Annotated in this window: 17 protein-coding genes and 2 pseudogenes; 6 read left to right on the top strand and 13 right to left on the bottom strand. The window is 61.1% G+C overall.

Features of this window, described 5'->3' with window-relative positions; genetic code table 11:
* The first annotated feature begins 219 nt into the window (after positions 1–219).
* The 4 genes and pseudogenes from dapE (at position 220) to N4R57_01955 (ending at position 5,823) form a co-directional block, all read left to right on the top strand.
* On the top strand, positions 220–1,368 hold the full coding sequence (gene dapE, locus N4R57_01970; protein UYV37901.1) for a succinyl-diaminopimelate desuccinylase: 1,149 nt from the start codon (positions 220–222) through the stop codon (positions 1,366–1,368).
* Positions 1,369–1,384: 16 nt separating this feature from the next.
* Positions 1,385–1,929, top strand: a pseudogene (locus tag N4R57_01965) (glycosyltransferase).
* Between the two features lie 258 nt (positions 1,930–2,187).
* Positions 2,188–4,453: pseudogene (gene rnr / locus N4R57_01960) on the top strand (ribonuclease R).
* 83 nt (positions 4,454–4,536) lie between these two features.
* Complete coding sequence (locus N4R57_01955) at positions 4,537–5,823, top strand: lytic murein transglycosylase (GenBank protein UYV37900.1); 1,287 nt, start codon at positions 4,537–4,539, stop codon at positions 5,821–5,823.
* A 107-nt stretch (positions 5,824–5,930) separates the two neighbouring features.
* Here the strand turns inward: N4R57_01955 and N4R57_01950 are convergent, their stop codons facing one another.
* Complete coding sequence (locus N4R57_01950) at positions 5,931–6,359, bottom strand: hypothetical protein (GenBank protein ID UYV37899.1); 429 nt, start codon at positions 6,357–6,359, stop codon at positions 5,931–5,933.
* A gap of 127 nt (positions 6,360–6,486) precedes the next feature.
* On the opposite strand from N4R57_01950, the gene N4R57_01945 reads away from it, so the two are divergent.
* Entirely contained in the window at positions 6,487–7,701 is a 1,215-nt protein-coding gene (locus N4R57_01945; protein UYV37898.1) for a hypothetical protein, read from the top strand.
* A gap of 80 nt (positions 7,702–7,781) precedes the next feature.
* Here N4R57_01945 and N4R57_01940 read toward each other — a convergent pair whose 3' ends face one another.
* Together N4R57_01940 and N4R57_01935 are read right to left on the bottom strand one after the other, a co-directional pair.
* Positions 7,782–8,261, bottom strand: a complete 480-nt coding sequence (locus N4R57_01940) for a GNAT family N-acetyltransferase (protein UYV37897.1) — start codon at positions 8,259–8,261, stop codon at positions 7,782–7,784.
* Between the two features lie 15 nt (positions 8,262–8,276).
* Complete coding sequence (locus N4R57_01935) at positions 8,277–9,386, bottom strand: NADH:flavin oxidoreductase (protein ID UYV37896.1); 1,110 nt, start codon at positions 9,384–9,386, stop codon at positions 8,277–8,279.
* Between the two features lie 158 nt (positions 9,387–9,544).
* Between N4R57_01935 and cobO the strand changes: the two genes are divergently transcribed.
* Positions 9,545–10,153, top strand: a complete 609-nt coding sequence (gene cobO / locus N4R57_01930) for a cob(I)yrinic acid a,c-diamide adenosyltransferase (GenBank protein UYV37895.1) — start codon at positions 9,545–9,547, stop codon at positions 10,151–10,153.
* 223 nt (positions 10,154–10,376) lie between these two features.
* Here cobO and N4R57_01925 read toward each other — a convergent pair whose 3' ends face one another.
* From N4R57_01925 to N4R57_01880, 10 genes are all read right to left on the bottom strand, one after another.
* Positions 10,377–11,378 (bottom strand): aldehyde dehydrogenase, encoded by a 1,002-nt coding sequence (locus N4R57_01925; GenBank protein ID UYV37894.1) that lies wholly within the window; start codon positions 11,376–11,378, stop codon positions 10,377–10,379.
* A 122-nt stretch (positions 11,379–11,500) separates the two neighbouring features.
* On the bottom strand, positions 11,501–11,860 hold the full coding sequence (locus N4R57_01920; protein UYV37893.1) for a cupin domain-containing protein: 360 nt from the start codon (positions 11,858–11,860) through the stop codon (positions 11,501–11,503).
* A gap of 30 nt (positions 11,861–11,890) precedes the next feature.
* Positions 11,891–12,223 (bottom strand): hypothetical protein, encoded by a 333-nt coding sequence (locus N4R57_01915; GenBank protein ID UYV37892.1) that lies wholly within the window; start codon positions 12,221–12,223, stop codon positions 11,891–11,893.
* Positions 12,190–13,281, bottom strand: coding sequence for an FAD-binding oxidoreductase (locus tag N4R57_01910; GenBank protein UYV37891.1), 1,092 nt, complete (start codon positions 13,279–13,281; stop codon positions 12,190–12,192). The genes N4R57_01915 and N4R57_01910 overlap by 34 nt, the downstream gene beginning before the upstream one ends.
* Positions 13,282–13,283: 2 nt before the next feature.
* Positions 13,284–14,030: an NTP transferase domain-containing protein gene (locus N4R57_01905; GenBank protein UYV37890.1), complete on the bottom strand. Its 747-nt coding sequence runs from the start codon at positions 14,028–14,030 to the stop codon at positions 13,284–13,286.
* Between the two features lie 33 nt (positions 14,031–14,063).
* Positions 14,064–15,569, bottom strand: coding sequence for an aldehyde dehydrogenase family protein (locus tag N4R57_01900; protein ID UYV37889.1), 1,506 nt, complete (start codon positions 15,567–15,569; stop codon positions 14,064–14,066).
* Positions 15,562–16,638, bottom strand: a complete 1,077-nt coding sequence (locus tag N4R57_01895; GenBank protein UYV37888.1) for a phosphotransferase — start codon at positions 16,636–16,638, stop codon at positions 15,562–15,564. The genes N4R57_01900 and N4R57_01895 overlap by 8 nt, the downstream gene beginning before the upstream one ends.
* Positions 16,635–16,979, bottom strand: a complete 345-nt coding sequence (locus N4R57_01890; protein UYV37887.1) for a cupin domain-containing protein — start codon at positions 16,977–16,979, stop codon at positions 16,635–16,637. The genes N4R57_01895 and N4R57_01890 overlap by 4 nt, the downstream gene beginning before the upstream one ends.
* Positions 16,980–16,992: 13 nt before the next feature.
* Entirely contained in the window at positions 16,993–17,355 is a 363-nt protein-coding gene (locus tag N4R57_01885; protein ID UYV37886.1) for a cupin domain-containing protein, read from the bottom strand.
* Complete coding sequence (locus N4R57_01880; protein ID UYV37885.1) at positions 17,352–18,638, bottom strand: glycosyltransferase; 1,287 nt, start codon at positions 18,636–18,638, stop codon at positions 17,352–17,354. Before N4R57_01880 ends, N4R57_01885 begins: the two co-directional genes overlap by 4 nt.

Here is an 18,638-nt window from a genome sequence, read left to right as displayed (position 1 = left end):
AACCCTGCCTCGGGATCTTATTATCAATACGTTAACACGCAGCCGCGCGATCTGTTAAGCCACATTTTGGCCTTTTTTCCGCGTCGAAGCCGCTTCGGGCAGTCATGCAACACTCGCCATGTCGCCGAAGTGTCTTCGGGATGCCTTCAGGCCTGTTTGCACCGGTTTTCATTCTCGGCTAGGGCTTGACGCAACTGATACCAAAGAGGACACGCGCCCATGACCACTCCCCTTGACCCGGTGCAACTTTGCCAATCCCTTGTCCGCTGCCCCTCGGTCACCCCAGCGGAAGGCGGCGCAATGCAGCTTCTGGAAACCGTGCTCAGCGCAGCAGGTTTCACCTGCACCCGCGTTGACCGTGGCGGCGTGTCCAACCTGTTTGCCCGCTGGGGCGACAAGGGACACGCGAAAACCTTTGGCTTTAACGGGCATACCGATGTTGTGCCAGTCGGGAATGTGGCCGACTGGACGCGCGATCCCTTCTCTGGCGACATCTCGGATGGCATCCTCTGGGGCCGTGGCGCCACGGATATGAAATCCGGGGTTGCGGCGTTTGCCGCCGCAGCCGTCGATTTCGTGCAGCAAACCCCGCCCGATGGCGCGCTTATCCTCGCCATCACTGGCGATGAAGAAGGCGACGCGCTTGACGGGACCACAGCGCTGCTCGACTGGATGCAGGCGAATAACGAAGCCATGTCCGCCTGCCTTGTCGGCGAACCCACCTGCCCCGCCGAAATGGGCGATATGATGAAGATCGGACGGCGCGGCTCAATGACGGCCAAGTTTCGCGTGACGGGGGTGCAGGGCCATTCCGCCTATCCGCATCGTGCAAAAAACCCGCTGCCCGCGATGGCCCGCCTGATGGACCGTCTCGCCTCGCATAAACTTGACGAGGGCACCGCGCATTTTGATGCCTCAACCCTCGCCGTGGTGACAATCGACACCGGCAACCCGGCCACCAACGTCATCCCGGCCAGCTGCTCCAGCACGGTCAATATCCGCTTCAACGACACCCATTCCGGCGCCTCTCTAAGCAAATGGCTCGAGGAAGAAGCCGACACCGTTGCCGCCGAATTCGGCGTCGGCATCGACATGCGCGTCAAGATTTCGGGCGAAAGCTTCCTGACCCCTCCGGGGGCGCTCTCCGAGCTCGTGGCAGGCTCGGTCGAGGCGGTCACCGGGCGGCGCCCGGAACTGTCAACATCCGGCGGCACCTCGGATGCGCGCTTCGTCAAAGATCACTGCCCCGTGGTCGAATTCGGCCTTGTCGGCAAAACCATGCACCAGGTCGATGAGCATGTGCCAGTCGAACAGATTGGCCAGTTGAAAGACATCTATTCGCGTATTCTCAAGGATTACTTTGGCTAAACCCCGCCTCATCGTGATGGTCAAGGCCCCGGTGGCTGGACGTGTAAAAACCCGTCTGGGGCGCGACATCGGCATGGTGCCCGCCGCTTGGTGGTTCCGCCATCAAGTGGCGCGCCTCTTGCGGCGGCTCGACGATCCACGCTGGCAAATCATCCTTGCAGTGGCCCCGGATAAGGTGCTGCACTCGGGCCATTGGCCCGCGCATCTGCCGCGTGTTTCTCAAGGGACCGGCGATCTTGGCGCGCGCATGGCGCGGCTCTTACGCCTGCCACACTCCGGCCCTGTCTGCTTGATCGGCGGCGATATCCCGGCCATCCGCCCGCCTCACATCGCGAGGGCCTTTCGCGCCCTCGGACATGCGCCTTTCGTCTTTGGCCCCGCCACGGACGGGGGTTCTGGCTCACCGGCCTGCGCCATCCTTCCCTCACGCCTGCCAGGCTCTTTCAGGATGTGCGCTGGTCAAGTCCCGATACGCTCGCCGACAGTATCACCAGCTTGCAAAGCCAGCCCTACGCGCTTGTCGATACACTGCACGATGTCGACCGCGCGGCTGATCTCTAAGGTTTTGCGCCGCGCTACGCGCGTCGCCGGGGGCCTCGCTTCGCTCGGCCCAAGACAAGCGCAAAGGTCCCCACCAGCCCCGCATCGACGCCGTAATCACAGATTTTGGGAATTGAGTATTTTGACCAAGAACGAAATCTGGAGCAGGGCAGGCCCCACCCCAGGCCCCTTTCTCGGCCGAAATTCTCATTTCCAAACCGCATCACAAGCTCACCGCCAGCCATTGGCAGCCCCTGCGCTGCGTGCTAGGCCAAACACATGAGCCAATTGCCGACAAAAGAGGAAATCCTGCAATGGATTTCCGATCACCCGACCGAGACCTCGAAACGCGACATTTCCCGTGCCTTCGGCATCAAGGGGGCGGCGCGGATCGACCTCAAGCGCATTTTGAAGGAACTGGAAGCCGACGGGCATCTGGCCAAACGCAAGAAAACCTATCGCGACCCGGACAAGCTGCCCCCCGTCGCCGTGCTGCAAGTCACAGAGCCAACCGCTGATGGTGATTTGACCGCGCGCCCGATGGAGTGGCAAGGCGAGGGAGAGGAACCACGCATCCTGATCGTGACACGGGCCTCGGACCCGGCACTTGGGGCGGGTGATCGTATCCTTGCGCGGCTCAGCGAAGTCACCGGCGATTTCGCCTATGAAGGTCGCCTGATCCGGCGCATCGGCACAAACCCACGCCGCGTTCTGGGCATCTTTCGCAAAACCCCCGAAGGCGGGCGCATCCTGCCCATCGACAAGGGCGACGGCAAGGAATGGCAGGTTAACAAAGCCGATACCGGAGAGGCCCGCGAAGGTGAGCTGGTCGAGGCCGAACAATCCGGCCCCAAAGGCCGCATGGGCCTGCCCCGTGCGCGCATTGTCAATCGCCTTGGCGACCCGTCGCAACCGCGCGCCGTCTCGCTCATCGCCATTCACCAACACGGCATCCCGCACGACTTCCCGGACGAAGTTATCGCCGAAGCCGACGCCATGCAGCCCGCCACTTTGGGCGCGCGCGAAGACATGCGGGACATGCCGCTTATCACCATCGACCCCGCCGATGCCCGCGACCATGACGATGCCTGTTGGGCCCACGCCGATGACGACCCCAAGAACGAGGGTGGTCATGTGCTTTGGGTCGCCATCGCCGATGTCGCCCATTACGTCACCCCCGGCAGCGCGCTCGACTACGAAGCCCGCAAGCGCGGCAATTCCAGCTACTTCCCCGACCGGGTCGTGCCGATGCTCCCTGACCGGCTGTCGGGCGATCTCTGTTCCCTGCATGAAGGTGTCGAGCGCGCCTGCCTCGCCGTGCAGATCCAGATCGACGCCCATGGCGAAAAACGCGGCCACCGCTTTGTGCGCGGCCTCATGCGCTCCGTCGCCTCGCTGAATTACCGCGAGGTGCAGGCGGCGATGGATGGCGACCCGAACGATAAAGTCGCCCCCTTGATGGACGAGGTGATCCGCCCGCTCTATGCCGCCTATGACGCATTGGTCATGGCCCGCAACCGCCGCCAACCGCTCGAGCTTGACCTCCCGGAACGCAAGATCACCCTGACCGAAGAAGGCGAAGTAGAAAGCGTCAATTTCACCGACCGTCTTGATGCGCACAAGCTGATCGAAGAGTTCATGGTGCTGGCCAATGTCGCCGCCGCCGAAGACCTGATCGCGCGCAAATCCCAGCTGCTGTTTCGCGTCCACGAGAAACCGCCCGTCGAAAAACTCGATAGCTTGCGCGACACCGCCCAAACCGCCGGGCTTGTGCTCGCCAAGGGGCAGGTGCTCAAAACTGCCCACCTCAACGCGCTATTGGCATCGGCCGAAGGCACCGACCATGACGAGCTGATCAACCTCGCCACCCTGCGCTCGATGACCCAGGCCTATTATAGCCCGTCGAATTTTGGCCATTTCGGCCTCGCCCTGCAGGCCTACGCGCATTTCACCTCGCCGATCCGGCGCTATTCCGACCTGATCGTGCACCGCGCCTTGATCGCGGCGCATAAATGGGGCGACGATGGCCTCGGCCCCGACGATATCGCCCGCCTCGAACCCACGGCTGCGCATATCTCGGAAACGGAACGCCGCTCGATGATGGCGGAACGTGATACCACCGACCGCTACCTCGCCGCCTTCCTGTCCGAGCGTGTGGGCAGCGACTTCTCGGGGCGAGATCTCTGGCATCGCCCGCTTTGGTGCCTTCGTGCGTCTTGATGAAACCGGCGCCGATGGCCTTATCCCGATGCGCAACATTGGCCACGAGTATTTCCATTTCGATCAGGACAGCGGCACGCTCACCGGGTCGGATACCGGCACCGAAATCTCGTTGGGCGACCGCGTCGTTGTCCGCCTCGCCGAAGCAGCCCCCGTCACTGGCGGTATCGCGCTCGAACTCATCACGCTTGAAGGCAAAAAGATGCCCCAAGGCAACGGTGGCGGCGGGCGCGGGCGGCGCGGCAAACCGACCAAACGCAAACTCAACCGCGCCAAAAAGAAGACCGCCAGTACAGCGCGCAAAGTGTCTCGCCGTCGCAAGTAACCGCGCGGCGCGCAACCCGGCCCTTCCCTCGCGGCGGCTTTGCCCCTACCATCCGGCAAAACCCAAAACGGGGTACAGGCAACATGCGTATCGGCTTTCTTTTCGCTCCTCTGGTCTCCTTTCTTGGCCTCGCCGTGGCAACCTCTGCCATGGCCGAGGCGCCGCAATACTCATTGCGCCCAAAACACCGGCCTGCTCATTTGGCTGCGACCAAAAGCACCGCCTCCAACACACCCGCCCCGACCCAAGCCGCCTTCCGCGAATGGCTCAAATCCTTCCGCGCACGGGCGATTGAACAAGGCATCCCAGCGCCCGTTATCGACACCGCTTTCGCCGACATACGCTATAGCGCAGACATCGTTAAGAAAGACCGAAACCAGAACGAATTCACCAAAACCGTCTGGGTCTACCTCGACAGCGCTGCCTCGGATGCCCGCATTTCCGCCGGGCGGAAAGCCTTGCAAAAACACGCAAAAACCCTTGCGACCATCGAATCCCACTACGGCGTCGAAAAGGAAATCATCGCCGCCGTCTGGGGGCTGGAGAGCGCCTACGGAAGCTATCGCGGAGCCCTCTCAACGATCGAATCCCTCGCCACCCTCGCCTTCGACGCCCGCCGCGCAGAGTTCTTTGAAACCCAACTTATGAGCGCGCTCACCATCCTCGCCCAAGGCCACGTCAGCGCCCAAAACATGCGCGGAAGCTGGGCCGGCGCCATGGGCCATACCCAATTTATGCCCACCTCATGGCAAGAGCACGCCGTCGATTTCAACGGTGATGACAAGCGTGACATCTGGAGCGACGACCCCACCGATGCGCTTGCCTCTGCCGCCAATTACCTCAAGCAGAACGGCTGGCAAACCGGCCAGCCTTGGGGTGTCGAAGTGCGCCTCCCCGATGGGTTCAATTACATGCTTGCGCGACGCGACCACCCCAAATTGCCCTCCGAATGGGCCCGCCTCGGCGTCACTGATACCAACGGCAAACCGGTCCCCGATCATGGCCCCGCCACGGTGCTGCTCCCCGGCGGAGCCCGGGGCGCGGCCTTCCTGATCTTCAAAAATTTCGAAGTGATCGAAACCTATAACACCGCCGATGCCTATGTGATCGGCGTTGGTCACCTCGCAGACCGCCTCGCCGGTGGTCCGCCTATCCGCGCCACATGGCCGCGAGAATTCCGCGCTCTCACCCTGCCTGAACGGCTCGAACTGCAGCGCCTGCTCAAACAACGCGGCTTCGACCCCGAAAAGCTCGACGGCAAGGTCGGCCCCCTCACCATCAACGCCGTGCGCGCCTATCAAAAGTCACGCGGCCTCTCGCCCGATGGTTACCCTTCCCCCGCCTTCCTCGACCACCTGCGCAAGAACTAGCGTCCAGTTTCATCTTGCCCTAAATACTCCCGTGGCGCGTCCAACATCACCTCAATCGCGACGCCCCGAACGTTCCGCCAACACGCCGCCCAAATCACACCTCAGTTTCAAAATCGCCTCGGCACACATGTCATCTCGCGGATAACCTCTCCGCGTTTGCGGCGCGCATAAACATCTTCGACATCGCAATCATACTGAATCCGCTCCCTTGGCGCCGCCGCCGAGCCTTTGGCACATTTCAACCGCGCCAAAATAAGCGCCTGATCGCCATCCGGCTTGCGCACCTCACACCCTGATACCTTCTCAGTCGCCGCCACCGCGCGCGGTGCCACCGCTTCCAACCGTGGCGCCCATTCCCAGTTCAACCGGATCGCCTCGGCCCGGTTGCCATCGACCCGCACATCAAACGTGCTCTTACCAATTGTCACCCGCACCGGAGCCACCCCGCGAAACGCAGGGCTCGGCGTGTTGCAACCAAGCAGACAAGGCAAAAGGGCGGCGCACATCAACAATCGCATGCCGCTATCAAAACCCATCTTGGTTAACGCCCCGTTAATGGCAAATCATGCGCCCTGCGAACAAACCCCTTCACATTCCAATTTTAGAATGTTACACACATTCCGAAATTCGAATATAAATGAGTCGCACCACAAGGATCGCACCATGACACACCCACAAACACGCCCCGCAGATCGTTATTCCCCGCTCTACTTCCTCGCCTCCCTCGGCGCTGGCGGGCTCAGCGTGACTTTCTTCATGTTCCTGATGTTCTGGGTGCCGCACCCCGGCCGCCCCGTGCCTATTTTCGAAGACGCGATGGCCGTTTTTGCCCAAGGAGGCCTGCCGCAACAAATCGCCGTTCTCGTGGCTTGGGCAGGCATCGCCACCTTCGCCTTCCTCAACCTCAAATACCTCGCTTGGAACGTCTCCGCCCTGCGTGCTTTCCGCCAGACGGACGCCTATCAGGCCCTGCGCAATTCCAACGGCGAAACCACCCTCCTCGCCGGACCGCTGGCCACCGCCATGACCATCAACGCCTTGTTTATCATCGGTCTTACCTTTGTCCCCGGCCTGTGGAGCATCGTTGAATACCTTTTCCCGCTCGCCATGGTCGCCTTCGGCCTCGTCGGCCTCTGGGCCTTGGCGCTGATCGGCGATTTCCTCGGGCGCGTGCTATCCAAGGGCGGCGTTTTCGACGTCACCGCCAACAACAGCTTCGCCCAGCTCCTGCCCGCCTTCGCCCTTGCCATGGTTGGCGTCGGCTTCTCCGCCCCGGCGGCGATGAGCACGGCCACAGTGACAGTTGGCGCCGCACTGGTGCTCTCAACCTTCTTCGCCGTGGCGGCGCTGGTCTATACGGCTGTCGCACTGACCGTGGCATTTAACTCGATGCTCCACCACGGCACCGCCCGTGAAAGCGGCCCGACCCTGATGGTTATCGTGCCAATCGTGACCATCCTGTCGATCCTCTTTCTGCGGCAGGACCACGGGCTGCACACCACGTTCGATGTCCACTCGAACGCCGGCGAAACCATGATTTTCCTTGCCCGCATGATCGCACTCCAAGTCCTGTTTCTTGCTCTCGGCCTCACCGTGCTGCGCCGTCAGGGGTATTTCACCGATTTCGTCTTTGGCACGAAAACCTCGCCCGGCTCCTATGCCTTGGTCTGCCCCGGCGTGGCCTTTGCGGTGCTGATGCAGTTTTTCATCAACAAGGGCCTTGTCGGTGCCGGCGTGATCGAAAAATTCGGAATGGGCTACTGGGGGCTCACCGCCATCGCTCTGCTCAGTCAGGCATTGATGATTGTGCTCGTTTTGCGCCTCAACCGCCAGCATTTCACCCGCTCCGCCCCGGCAGTCGCGGTCCCGGCGGAATAAGCAACCCAAAGCGCAAACATAAAAAACGGGGGCCGCCATGGCCCCCGTTTCCTTATTCGCAATGTCGCAACAGCCTCACGTTAATCAGCCTGCTTCGGCCCGCCTGCAACGTCATAAACCTTGCACACCCGCCCTTGAGGGCTCCGATAGGTCTCAAACCCCATGGCGGCGTAATACCCAAGCCCCTCGTGGTTATCGGCTCCGATCGACGCATCGATCTTTTCAACCCCGGCAGACTTAGCAGCGTCCAAGCTGGCCTCAAACAAGGCCCGCCCGACCCCGCGCCGCACAGCGGCGGCACGGGTGTGGGTGCCAATGATGCCCCAGCCCGGTTCAATGCCCCATTGATTGCCGGCTTGAGCACGCGAAAGTATCTGAATACCCAGCACAACACCCGCGTCCTCGGCAACCGAACAGCGAATGTTATGCGGGCCCAAGACATAATTCTCGCGCACAAAATCCGCGTCATCGGGGCGCGTCCGCTTGCCCAACCGGGTTAGCTCCTGCAACAGATCACTGATCTGCTCAACATCGCCAAGCTCGGCTTCCCTGACATTCATGACGCGCCTCCTGCCTTAATCCAGCCGCTCCAGCATATCCTTGGTATAGGGCTTCATGTTGTCAAATGTTCCGCCCAAAACCTTGTCGGCCCAATCCGGATTGGCAATCATCGCGCGCCCCACAGCGACAAGGTCAAACTCCCCCTTGCCGATCCGCTCAACCAAGGCGTCCACCCCGGCGGGCTTGGCCTCGCGAAAGTTGGCGCTGCCATCGTCGGGGATGAAATCGGCGTCCAGCCCGACACTTCCCACCGTGATGGTTGGCTTACCGGTCAACTTGCGCACCCAACCAGCAAGGTTCAGATCGCTGCCCTCAAACTCCGGTTCCCAAAAGCGGCGTGTCGAGCAATGGAACACGTCCACACCCGCCTCGGCCAGCGGTGCCACAAATGCTTCCAGCGCCTCGGGCGTTTCCACCAAACGCGCGCCGTAATCCTGCTGTTTCCACTGTGACCAGCGGAAAATAATCGGGAAATCCGGCCCGACTGCGGCGCGGCAGGCTCTCACGATCTCCAAAGCAAAGCGCGAACGATGGGCAAGATCGCCACCATAAGCATCGTCACGCTGGTTGGTTCCGTCCCAGAAAAACTGGTCGATCAGATAACCATGCGCGCCATGCAGCTCGATCGCGTCAAACCCGATCCGCTTGGCATCCGCAGCGGCGCGGGCAAAGGCGGCGACCACCTCGTCGATGTCGTCTTGCGTCATCGCGTGGCCTGTGACCTTGCCGGGTTTCGCCATGCCGCTGGGGCTGTGGCCCGGTTCGTTGCCACCCGGCTCGACACCGGGGCGGCGGATCCCGCCAACATGCCAAAGCTGCGGCGCGATCTTGCCGCCCTCGGCATGGACCGCATCAACCACCTTTTTCCATCCGGCCAGCGCATCCTCGCCGTAAAACGCCGGCACATTGGGATAGGCAATCGCCGCCTTATGCTCAACAAAGGTGCCCTCGGTGATGATCAACCCGGTGCCGCCTTCGGCGCGGCGGCGGTAATATTCAATCACCTTGGAATTTGGCACATTGCCGGGCGAATAGGTCCGCGTCATCGGCGCCATCACGATCCGGTTGCGCAGGTCCAGCGGACCGAGCTTGACGGCATCGCCCAGTGTTTTCGTCTCTCCCATCGGGGTCTCTCCTTGTTCTCGTTGCCCCTACCTCGCCACATCCCCTGACCAATTCAACCGCTCCGTCGCAGCGCGGGAAAAAGCCGTTGCGTCACTTCGCCCTTGCAACCCCGCGCGCCCATGCTCAAAGTCTGGCTTCGACACGCAAGGAGAGCCACATGAGCGATGACAGCGACCGCCACGCAATGAAAATGGCCAAGAAAAAAGCCGCCCGTGACAAGATCATGGCGACCAAGACCGACCAAAAAGGCCTCGTGATCGTTCATACCGGCAAAGGCAAAGGCAAATCGTCCGCCGCCTTTGGCATGATTTTCCGCTGTATCGCCCATGACATGCCCTGCGCCGTCGTGCAGTTCATCAAAGGCGGGATGAGCACGGGTGAACGTGACCTGATCCTGTCGCATTTCTCCGACAAATGCGCTTTTCACACCATGGGCGAGGGCTTCACCTGGGAAACCCAGGACCGCGACCGCGACGTCGAAATGGCCCAAGCCGCTTGGGAGAAAGCCAAAGAGCTGATCCGCGATCCCGCCAACAAAATGGTGCTGCTGGACGAGATCAACATCGCCCTGCGCTATGACTATATCGACATCGCCGATGTGGTGAGCTTTCTTGCAAGCGAAAAGCCCGAAATGACCCATGTGGTTCTCACCGGGCGCAACGCCAAGGACGAGCTGATCGAGGCCGCTGACCTCGTCACCGAAATGGAGCTGGTGAAACACCCGTTCCGCTCCGGCATCAAAGCCCAGATCGGCGTCGAGTTCTAGGCCGGACGCAGGGCCATTGGCAGCCCCTGGGATGACGATCCAACGCTGGGTCTAAAGCGCTTTATTCTTGCCAGGTCTTCCAACAGAAAAGAGGCGCGCTGCCCTCACCCAATCGTCAGCCCACGGGAGGGGCTGACGATGGCCCGGCGGGCTTCGCCCTTGTTCCGGGCCAAGCCCCAAACATCGCAATCGCATAGGCTGGGGTTCATCCCAGCAACGCCCCTCACCGCGCCGCCATCAATGCCGCAACATCCAGCATCCGGTTGGAAAACCCCCACTCGTTGTCATACCACCCGAACACCCGCAGCAATCCCCCCATCGACACGCTCGTCTCTCGCCCATTCATCACAATCGACTCCGGGCGCATCCGCAAATCGGTCGACACCAGCGGCATGGTGATAAACCCGAACACCGCCTCCGCCTCGGCGGCCCGCGCCAAAACCGCGTTCACCGCCTCGACCGTGACCGCGTCACGCAACTGCACCGTCAAATCAATCGCCGACACGCTCGCCGTCGGCACCCTCACGGCGCGCGCTTCGATCCGTCCGGCCAACCCCGGCAACACCTCGCCAATCAACCGCGCCGCGCTCGTGGTGGTCGGCACCATCGACAACGCCGCGGCTCGGCTTCGCACCAGATCATCGCGCGGCTTGTCAATCGTCGGCTGGCTGCCGGTGTAACAATGCACCGTCGTCATATGGCCGCTTTCCACGCCCCAATTCTCGTCCAGCAACCGCAACAGCGGCGCCAGAGCATTGGTCGTGCAACTCGCATTCGACACCACCTGATGCTGGGCCAAATCGCCGCCATTCGCCCCCAGAACAAGCGTCACATCCGCCACCGCCGACGGCCCGGAAATCAAAACGGCCTGCGCCCCGGCCTCCAACCCGCGTTCAACATCCGCGCGATGCCCCGCCGCCCCGGTGCACTCCAGCAATACATCCACTCCGGCCAAATCGACCGCCCGGATGTCCGCCTCGCCGTGAAACGCAATCCGCTTGCCGTCCACAATCAGCGCGCCTGCCTCATGGCTCACCGCTCCGGGAAACGGGCCAAACACACTGTCATAGGCAAACAAATACGCACAGCTCTCCAGCGGCGCGATATCGTTGATCGCCACCAGCTCAAACGGCTCGCCCGCCCGGCTGGTCAGCAACATCCGCAGGATCGAACGCCCGATCCGCCCGAACCCGTTGATTGCAATACGAACCGGCGCTTTGGTCATGTCTTGAACCCTGCTTGAGAAGAAATCGCTCGCCGCAGCTTATTGCACCAAATTGGCCCTTAACCAGCGCCAATTTTCGGGGAGTCCACCCAGTCCAATCACCGCCTCAACCGCGGGACGGTTCATGACAGGATAAAGAACACCTTTCTAACATGGGTCAGGTTCTCCCATGTGCCGTCAAACCCCGCCGCCACGACAAAACTGTCGCCCGGCCCGAATTCACGGCTCACCCCGTCGCCATCAGTCAGCCGCACGCGACCCTCAATGATGTGGCACAATTCGTCAAAATCACAGGTGCAGCGTTCCAGATGCGGTTCGGCCTCCCAAATCCCGGCAACGGCCCCCTTGGCGTCATTGCTAAAGTGACGCCAGCTTTTGCTCTTATAGGGCACGTCAACCGCGCTAGGGTCATCAACAACGGTTTCCTTGGGGGGCAAACTGGCGTCGTCAAAACCGATGACATGTTTGGGCGAAAAGGTCATGAAAGTCTCCTGATTGCTGAATTGGACGGCTCAAGAGCCAAACCCAATCCCCATTTTGTCCATAAGCCGAAGCATAAGCGACCGTTTGCCGGTGCGATCCTCCCGCGCCAGATCCGCCTGAGCCCAGCGGATCGCCAGACTTCGGATAGGTTCGGGGGGAAACGGCACCGGCATACTGCGCGTCATACGCAGCGCAGTGCGCGGCGTGCTCAACCCGTCCAGCTGGTCCAGCATCGACAGCGCCGCAAAGCGGGTCGCGGTAACACCCTGTCCGGTGAACCCAAGCGCATAGGCAAGCCGCCCGCCATAGGCCACGCCCGTGAAAAACGTCAGCCGCGCAGAAGTGTCGATAATCCCCCCCACGCGTGGCTGAACCGCACGTCCTGAAGGCTCGGGAAGGTCTCAAGGAAGTTCGCCTCAAGCCGGGCATAGGTCTCACCACGGTCAAGCAAACTTGCGTCACGCCGCCCGCCATAATGATAGATCGCATCATACCCACCCCACAGAATGCGGTTATCGGCGGTCTTGCGACTGTAATGGAACTGGTTGCCGCTATCGGCCACACCATGGCGGTCCCGCCAGCCGATCGCGGCCAGTTGGTCGTCCGTCAGGGGCTCGGTCATGATCGTATAGTCATAAATCGGAATGATCGCACTGCGCAGTCGCCGCAACAGCGGCAGATCGGCGTTGGTCGCCATGATAACCTGACGGGCGCGCACCTCTCCGGTCTTGGTGCGCAATCGCAACCCTGCGCCGTCCTTCTTGATGCCGGTGACTTCGCTGTCTTCATGGATCGCGACCCCACCCCCAAGACAAGCCTGCGCTAATCCATGGACAAGCTTGGCCGGATTCACATAGGCATAATTCGCTTCGTACAAGCCCGCGGGATAGCGCGGGCTGTCAATCCGGGCGGCCAATTCGGTGGGCGATAGAATATCGGTCTTGATGTCAAAGCGCGAATACTCTGCCTGCATCGCGCGCAGCCCCTCAGCTTCCCAAGGGGTGCGGGCAATGTTGACCTTGCCGCTGCGCTCAAACTCGGCGTCAATGCCATAAGCTTTGATATCGGCTTCCATTTCATCAAGGTTTTCGCGCCCCAGCCGCACCAGCTCGCCTGCCTCACCCGGCCAGCGCGCCACCGCATTAAGCACCCCATGCGAAATCGACGGCGCACAAAACCCGCCGGTGCGCCCGCTTGCTGCATTCGCCAAACGCCGCGCCTCAAGCACAACAATCCGCGCATTCGGGTGGCGCTCACGCGCCTTGAGCGCCGACCATAGCCCCGTAAACCCGGCCCCGATAATGGCCAGATCGCAGGCCACCTCGCCCACCAGCGGCGGCAGATCCGCCTTGTGGGTGACGGTCTCTGGCCAAAAGGGCGCAAACTGCGTGTCCGCAAAACGATGCGAAAGTTCGACCATGGTCACGCCTCCTCCCGGCTGCGCTGCGCAAGAACGCTTTCCAGCGCCGCCAGTTCGCTTTGCGAATTCACGCCCGTCACCTCGACCTCATCCGCCTCAACCGTCGCCACCCGCAGGTTTGACGCCCGCGCCAAAGCGACAACATCGGTCAGGTAAAACTCCCCCTTGGAATTGTCGTTGCTGATCTGCGGTACAAGGTCGAACATCGCATCCGCCCGCATCGCCAAAATACCCGAGTTGCAAAAGCCAACGGCGCGCTCTGCCTCGCTGGCGTCAGCGAATTCAACAATCCGCTCCAACGCGCCGGTGGCATCCGTGATAAGCCGCCCATAGGCACGTGGATCTTTCGGCACAAACCCCAGAACCGCCAGCGCAGTATCGGCGTCGATCTGACGGGTGAGCGTTCTCATCGTCGCAGCAGACACCAGCGGCACATCGCCATAAAGGACCAAGACGATGCCCTTAAAACCATGTAACGCACCCGTGGCCACGCGCACCGCATGTCCGGTGCCCAACTGGTCTTCCTGCACGACACGCTCAAACGGCGGATAAGCATCCGCGATCTGCGCGCGCCCAGCCCCAACAACCAACACGGTTTTCTCGGTGCCAAGCTCGTCCAGACTGTCCAGCACATGACCCAAAAGCGGCTTGCCGTTCAGCCTGTGCAAGACTTTGTGCAGCTCCGACCCCATGCGCGTGCCTTTGCCCGCCGCCAGAACGATGGCCGCAATAGGGTCCGGCGCGCTCATTGCCCTGTCACTCGGCTTAGTGACCAATAGCGATCAGACATGCTTGCGCCCGCCCGCATCAAGGAACCAATCGTCAGGATAAGGATACCACCAATCCGCTTCCTTCGCGACGGGATCGAGGATCACCATCTTGGGCTGGCGAAACGCATCCAGACCAATCCGCCCAAGCGCCCGACCCAAACCCGAGTTCTTGACGCCCCCAAATGGCAGCGCATCATTGTCCACCAGCGGATTGTTGACCCAAACCATTCCGGCTTCCAACGCATCAATCGCCTGATGCGCCTCGGCCAGATCGCTGGTGAAAACCGCCGCTCCCAAACCAAAGCTCGACTGGTTGGCAAGGCGCAGCGCCTCCTCAAACGACTGCGTGCGCACGATCGACACCACCGGGCCAAAAATCTCCTGTTCGAACAGCCCCATGTCCTGCGTCACATCCGTCACAATGGTCGGCTCCACGAACCACCCCACCGGCTGATCAGCGGGCACACCACCGCCAAGAGCAATCGTCGCCCCCGCCGCACGCGCGCTGTCGATCCAGCCAAGCACCCGGCTCTGCGCGGCTTCGGACACAAGCGGCCCGATTTCCGCAACCTCCAGCCCATTGCCCACGCGCAACTGCCCGGCGCGCTCAATCAGCGCCGCGACAAATGCGTCATGCACCGCGTCTTCGACATAGACCCGCTCGGTCGAGGTGCAAACCTGACCCGATTGCAAAAACGCCGCCGTCACCGCCGCCGCCGCCGCCACCTTTACATCGGCATGTTGCGACACCACCATCGGGTCACTGCCGCCGCCTTCGATCACGCAGGGCTTCATGTGGCGCGCCGATTCAACGGCAATATGGCGACCCACTTCGGCCGATCCGGTAAAGGCAATCACATGGGTCTTCTTGCTCTCAACCAGCTGCGTACCCACCTCGACGCCGCCACCGACACAGGCGATCAAATCCTTTGGCAGCGCGTCAAAGAACTTCATGAACATCAACGTACAGATCGTGCCGACCGGCGCCGCCTTGAGCACAACCCCGTTGCCCGCCGCCAAGGAGGCCGCAATGGTCCAACACCCTAAAATCAATGGGAAATTATACGGCACGATATGCACCGATACCCCATGCGGCGCATAGGTCTGATACTGGAACGAACCGGGCTGCATCGTCCCTGCGATCCGCCCCGCATCATCGCGGGCCATTTCCGCGTAATACCGAAAAACCGCCGGGATATTGGCGATTTCGCCAATCGCTTCGGGGAATGGCTTGCCAACCTCGCGCGACATCATCACGCCGATCTCCGTCATGTCGGCCTGCTCCATCGCGTCCGCAACACGGTGCAGAAGACCCGCACGGGTTTTGCAATCCATCGCCGCCCATGATTTCTGCGCCGCGTTCACGCGATCCAGCATCTCATCCACCTGCGCTGCGCTCGGCTCGCCATAGTGACCCACCGTTTCCAACGTGGCGGGATCCGTCACATCATGCAGCGGCCCCTGCGTCGCGATGAATTCGGGCGCCAGATAATAGGAAGGCGAAAGTGTATCAGTCATTTGTGTATCCCATGCTCGACCCACTCACGGGCGAAAGAGTGTTGTGAAAGGTTGCGGCTCTTGCGGCCCAACCCGGCAAGGCGTCATCAAGGAAATCGGCAATTTCGCTCAATCCCGCATCGCTGAGCGCCTGCTGAAACTGGCGCAAAACGCGCGGCAAGAAGCCAAGGTAGCGCGCCTTGCCATCCCGCTGAAACAGCCGGACAAAGACCCCCAGAATGCGGGCGTGCCGCTGTGCGCCAAGGATCCGGTAACGCCTGCGAATGGCATCCGCCCCCCCCAGAGAGGCCGGCGCGTTCGCGCAGTAATAATCCAGCATCTCGTGTTCCAGCCCCGCCGCCAGATCACGCCGCGCGTCTTGTAACAGCGACACAAGATCGTATTCGCAAGGGCCTAGAATGGCGTCCTGAAAGTCCAGCAAGCCACATCGCGCCGCGCCCTGCCGCTGATCCAGAAGCATCAGGTTATCGACGTGAAAATCACGCAGCACCAAGGTCTCATGACGCTCCGCCACAGGCGACAACGCTTTGCGCCACAACGCGCGAAACTGCGCATCAAAGCCCGCTACATCCACATCCGTGCAAACCGCAGGCGCAAACCAATGCGCGAAAATCGACAGCTCATCCAGATGCACATCCATGTCATAAACGGGCCGCTCGATCTTCCCGCCCCGTGGGTCATGATGCAGCTGCAAGAGAGCCTCCACCGCCACCCGGTAAAGCCCCCCCTCGTCCACCCCGCGCGCCAGACATTGCGCATAGGTGTCGTCGCCGAAATCCTCGATAAGCGCCAGACAATCCGCCCTGCGCGCCTCAAGCACGCGCGGCGCCGACAGGCCCAGCCCGGCCAGATGCTCGGAAATCTGCAAATAGGCCGCAAACCCCTCCGGGTCCTGCCCGTCGTCCATCAACAACGCATCACGCCCCAGCAAACGAAAGTACCGCCGCGCCGAGGCATCAGCAGCGAACCCTTTCAAAGGCACGCCCGCCATCCCATGCGCGGCCAGAAACCCGGCGGCCCCTTGCGAAAGACCACCTGCTGTCGATGACATCGGCGACGCGTCGGTCATCGGATCATATAGACCTTCTTGACGGTCTCATGAACGGTGCAGACACCTTTCCAATCCTTGGGAAAAAACGCCGCCGTATCCGGTGTGATCTCGATCACCTCACCGGACTCGTGAACATAGGTACAGCGCCCCTCAAGGAAATGGCAGAATTCGTCACTGGTGACATGGCAGTCCCATTTGCCGGGCGTACAAATCCACAGCCCACACTCGCTTTCGCCATTCGGACCTTTGTGCAAAACCTTGCCCGAGGTGCGGCTTTCGCCCTCGATCATGGTCGGGATAATGCCCCAGTCCACCGTCTCGGTGATCTCAAGGGGTTTGTGCATGACGGGTGCTTTCATGTCTCTCTCCAATTCAGACAAGCATGTAAATGTTGCGCAGGGTCTCGGTGATCTCGGCCGTGCCTTCCCAACCTGCGGGAAACAGCACACAGGTGCCGGCAGTCGCCTCGATCACCTCATCCGACCCATCGCGCCGATAGATCACGCGCCCCTCGACGAAGTGGCAGAACTCGTCGCGCGGCACCGAAATCCGCCAGGTGCCGGGCGTGCAAACCCAAACACCCGTCTCGGGCGAATTGCCCGGCCCCTTGAAAAGCAACCGGCCCGTCGAATGGGACTGGCCTGCGATCATGTCGGGCTGCGGCCCCCAATCGGCAAGGTCATCAAACGTGGTCGCCCCGCGGATATGCGGCGCCGAGGAGGTCAGATCGCTCACGCGCCCTTCTCCGTGATGTCCACCAGCAACCGGGCCGCTTTCTCCTGACCGTTTTGCGATTTCATATGCGCCGACGTCGCCTTGAGCTTGGCGGCAATGGCTTCATCGGTCAGACAAGCCTCGATTTTCTCGATCAGCTCCTCATCGGTCCAGTCATAGCGGTCCGAGCGGAACCCGTGGCCCGTCTCCTGCACCCGCATCGCGTTGTCATGACCGTCCCAGACATAGGACATGATGATCGCCGGCTTGCCGAACAGCAGGCATTCGGTGAACGAATTGTTGCCACCGTGATGGATGACTGCATCCACCTGCGGAATAACGGATGGCTGCGGGAACCAGCTGTCGATGATCACATTGTCGGGGATGTCGGTGTAGTCCTCTTTGTAATCCCCCACATTCACCAACGCCCGATAACGCGATTTGCCAATCAATGTGATCAGCCGTTTCAACAGGTCGGTATCCCCGGCCCCCAACGATCCGAACGACACATAAAGCAGCGGCCCGTCGTTGTTTTTCTTGAACGTCGGCACCTCATAGGGGTCGTCCTGCCGCACACAGCCTTCCAGATACTGAAACTGCGCCGGATCAAGCGGCTCCGAACGGTTGTATTTCACCTGCTCAGGGTACAGCAAAAGGTTCATATAGGGCGACGGCTCAAAGAACTGCCCGATGGGATAGGCGTCCTCGTTACACTCGGCCAGAAAGGCGTTGAAATCATCGTGGATCGGCTTGATCACCTCGTTGAACTTGGCGCGGAACGCGGCGTGACCCTCGGTATCCGTCTCTGACATCCCCGAAAGATGCGGCGGAATGGCGTCGTCCTCGATCTCGTTTTCCGAACACGAGATGATACGCACCCAAGGCACACCATGCTGCTTGATCGCCGGGAACAGGATCACATTGTCCACCGAAATCACGTCCGGTTTGATATCGGCCAGAATGGCGGGCAAATCCTTTTGCGCCCATTTGGCGCTGTCCACGATCGCTTCCCAGCATTCCTTGACGTAGTTGTCGATCTGATCAATCGGCGCTTTGCGGAAGTTCGGGATATGCCCGTTGATGAAATCTTCCCAGAATTTCGCCATCTGCTCAGCAGGCATCGGCTCGGACAGGTTCACGGGATGGGCCTCAAACCCATAGCCCTTGTAGACATCTACAAAACCGGGATCAGACAGGAACACGGCCTTGTGCCCCATGCGCTCCACCGCCTGTGCGATACCAACGGAATTCAACGCAGGGCCAAAAGCAGCCTCCGGGAAAAATGCGAATGTTTTCTGAGTCAT

The organism is Rhodobacteraceae bacterium D3-12 (assembly GCA_025916135.1).
In the GTDB taxonomy this organism is placed as follows: Bacteria; Pseudomonadota; Alphaproteobacteria; order Rhodobacterales; family Rhodobacteraceae; genus JAKGBX01.
Note: the sequence above shows the minus strand (reverse complement) of the source record. Positions and strands in the feature narration are given on the sequence as shown.

What these genes read in the sequence shown, in the direction of transcription:
- N4R57_01925 (UYV37894.1), bottom strand. Translation starts at nt 11,378, where the DNA reads ATGACCAAAGCGCCGGTTCGTATTGCAATCAACGGGTTCGGGCGGATC.
- N4R57_01955 (UYV37900.1), top strand. Translation starts at nt 4,537, where the DNA reads ATGCGTATCGGCTTTCTTTTCGCTCCTCTGGTCTCCTTTCTTGGCCTC.
- N4R57_01905 (UYV37890.1), bottom strand. Translation starts at nt 14,030, where the DNA reads ATGAGCGCGCCGGACCCTATTGCGGCCATCGTTCTGGCGGCGGGCAAA.
- N4R57_01900 (UYV37889.1), bottom strand. Translation starts at nt 15,569, where the DNA reads ATGACTGATACACTTTCGCCTTCCTATTATCTGGCGCCCGAATTCATC.
- N4R57_01945 (UYV37898.1), top strand. Translation starts at nt 6,487, where the DNA reads ATGACACACCCACAAACACGCCCCGCAGATCGTTATTCCCCGCTCTAC.
- N4R57_01910 (UYV37891.1), bottom strand. Translation starts at nt 13,281, where the DNA reads ATGGTCGAACTTTCGCATCGTTTTGCGGACACGCAGTTTGCGCCCTTT.
- N4R57_01880 (UYV37885.1), bottom strand. Translation starts at nt 18,638, where the DNA reads ATGACTCAGAAAACATTCGCATTTTTCCCGGAGGCTGCTTTTGGCCCT.
- N4R57_01935 (UYV37896.1), bottom strand. Translation starts at nt 9,386, where the DNA reads ATGGGAGAGACGAAAACACTGGGCGATGCCGTCAAGCTCGGTCCGCTG.
- dapE (UYV37901.1), top strand. Translation starts at nt 220, where the DNA reads ATGACCACTCCCCTTGACCCGGTGCAACTTTGCCAATCCCTTGTCCGC.
- N4R57_01895 (UYV37888.1), bottom strand. Translation starts at nt 16,638, where the DNA reads ATGACCGACGCGTCGCCGATGTCATCGACAGCAGGTGGTCTTTCGCAA.
- cobO (UYV37895.1), top strand. Translation starts at nt 9,545, where the DNA reads ATGAGCGATGACAGCGACCGCCACGCAATGAAAATGGCCAAGAAAAAA.
- N4R57_01920 (UYV37893.1), bottom strand. Translation starts at nt 11,860, where the DNA reads ATGACCTTTTCGCCCAAACATGTCATCGGTTTTGACGACGCCAGTTTG.
- N4R57_01940 (UYV37897.1), bottom strand. Translation starts at nt 8,261, where the DNA reads ATGAATGTCAGGGAAGCCGAGCTTGGCGATGTTGAGCAGATCAGTGAT.
- N4R57_01890 (UYV37887.1), bottom strand. Translation starts at nt 16,979, where the DNA reads ATGAAAGCACCCGTCATGCACAAACCCCTTGAGATCACCGAGACGGTG.
- N4R57_01950 (UYV37899.1), bottom strand. Translation starts at nt 6,359, where the DNA reads ATGGGTTTTGATAGCGGCATGCGATTGTTGATGTGCGCCGCCCTTTTG.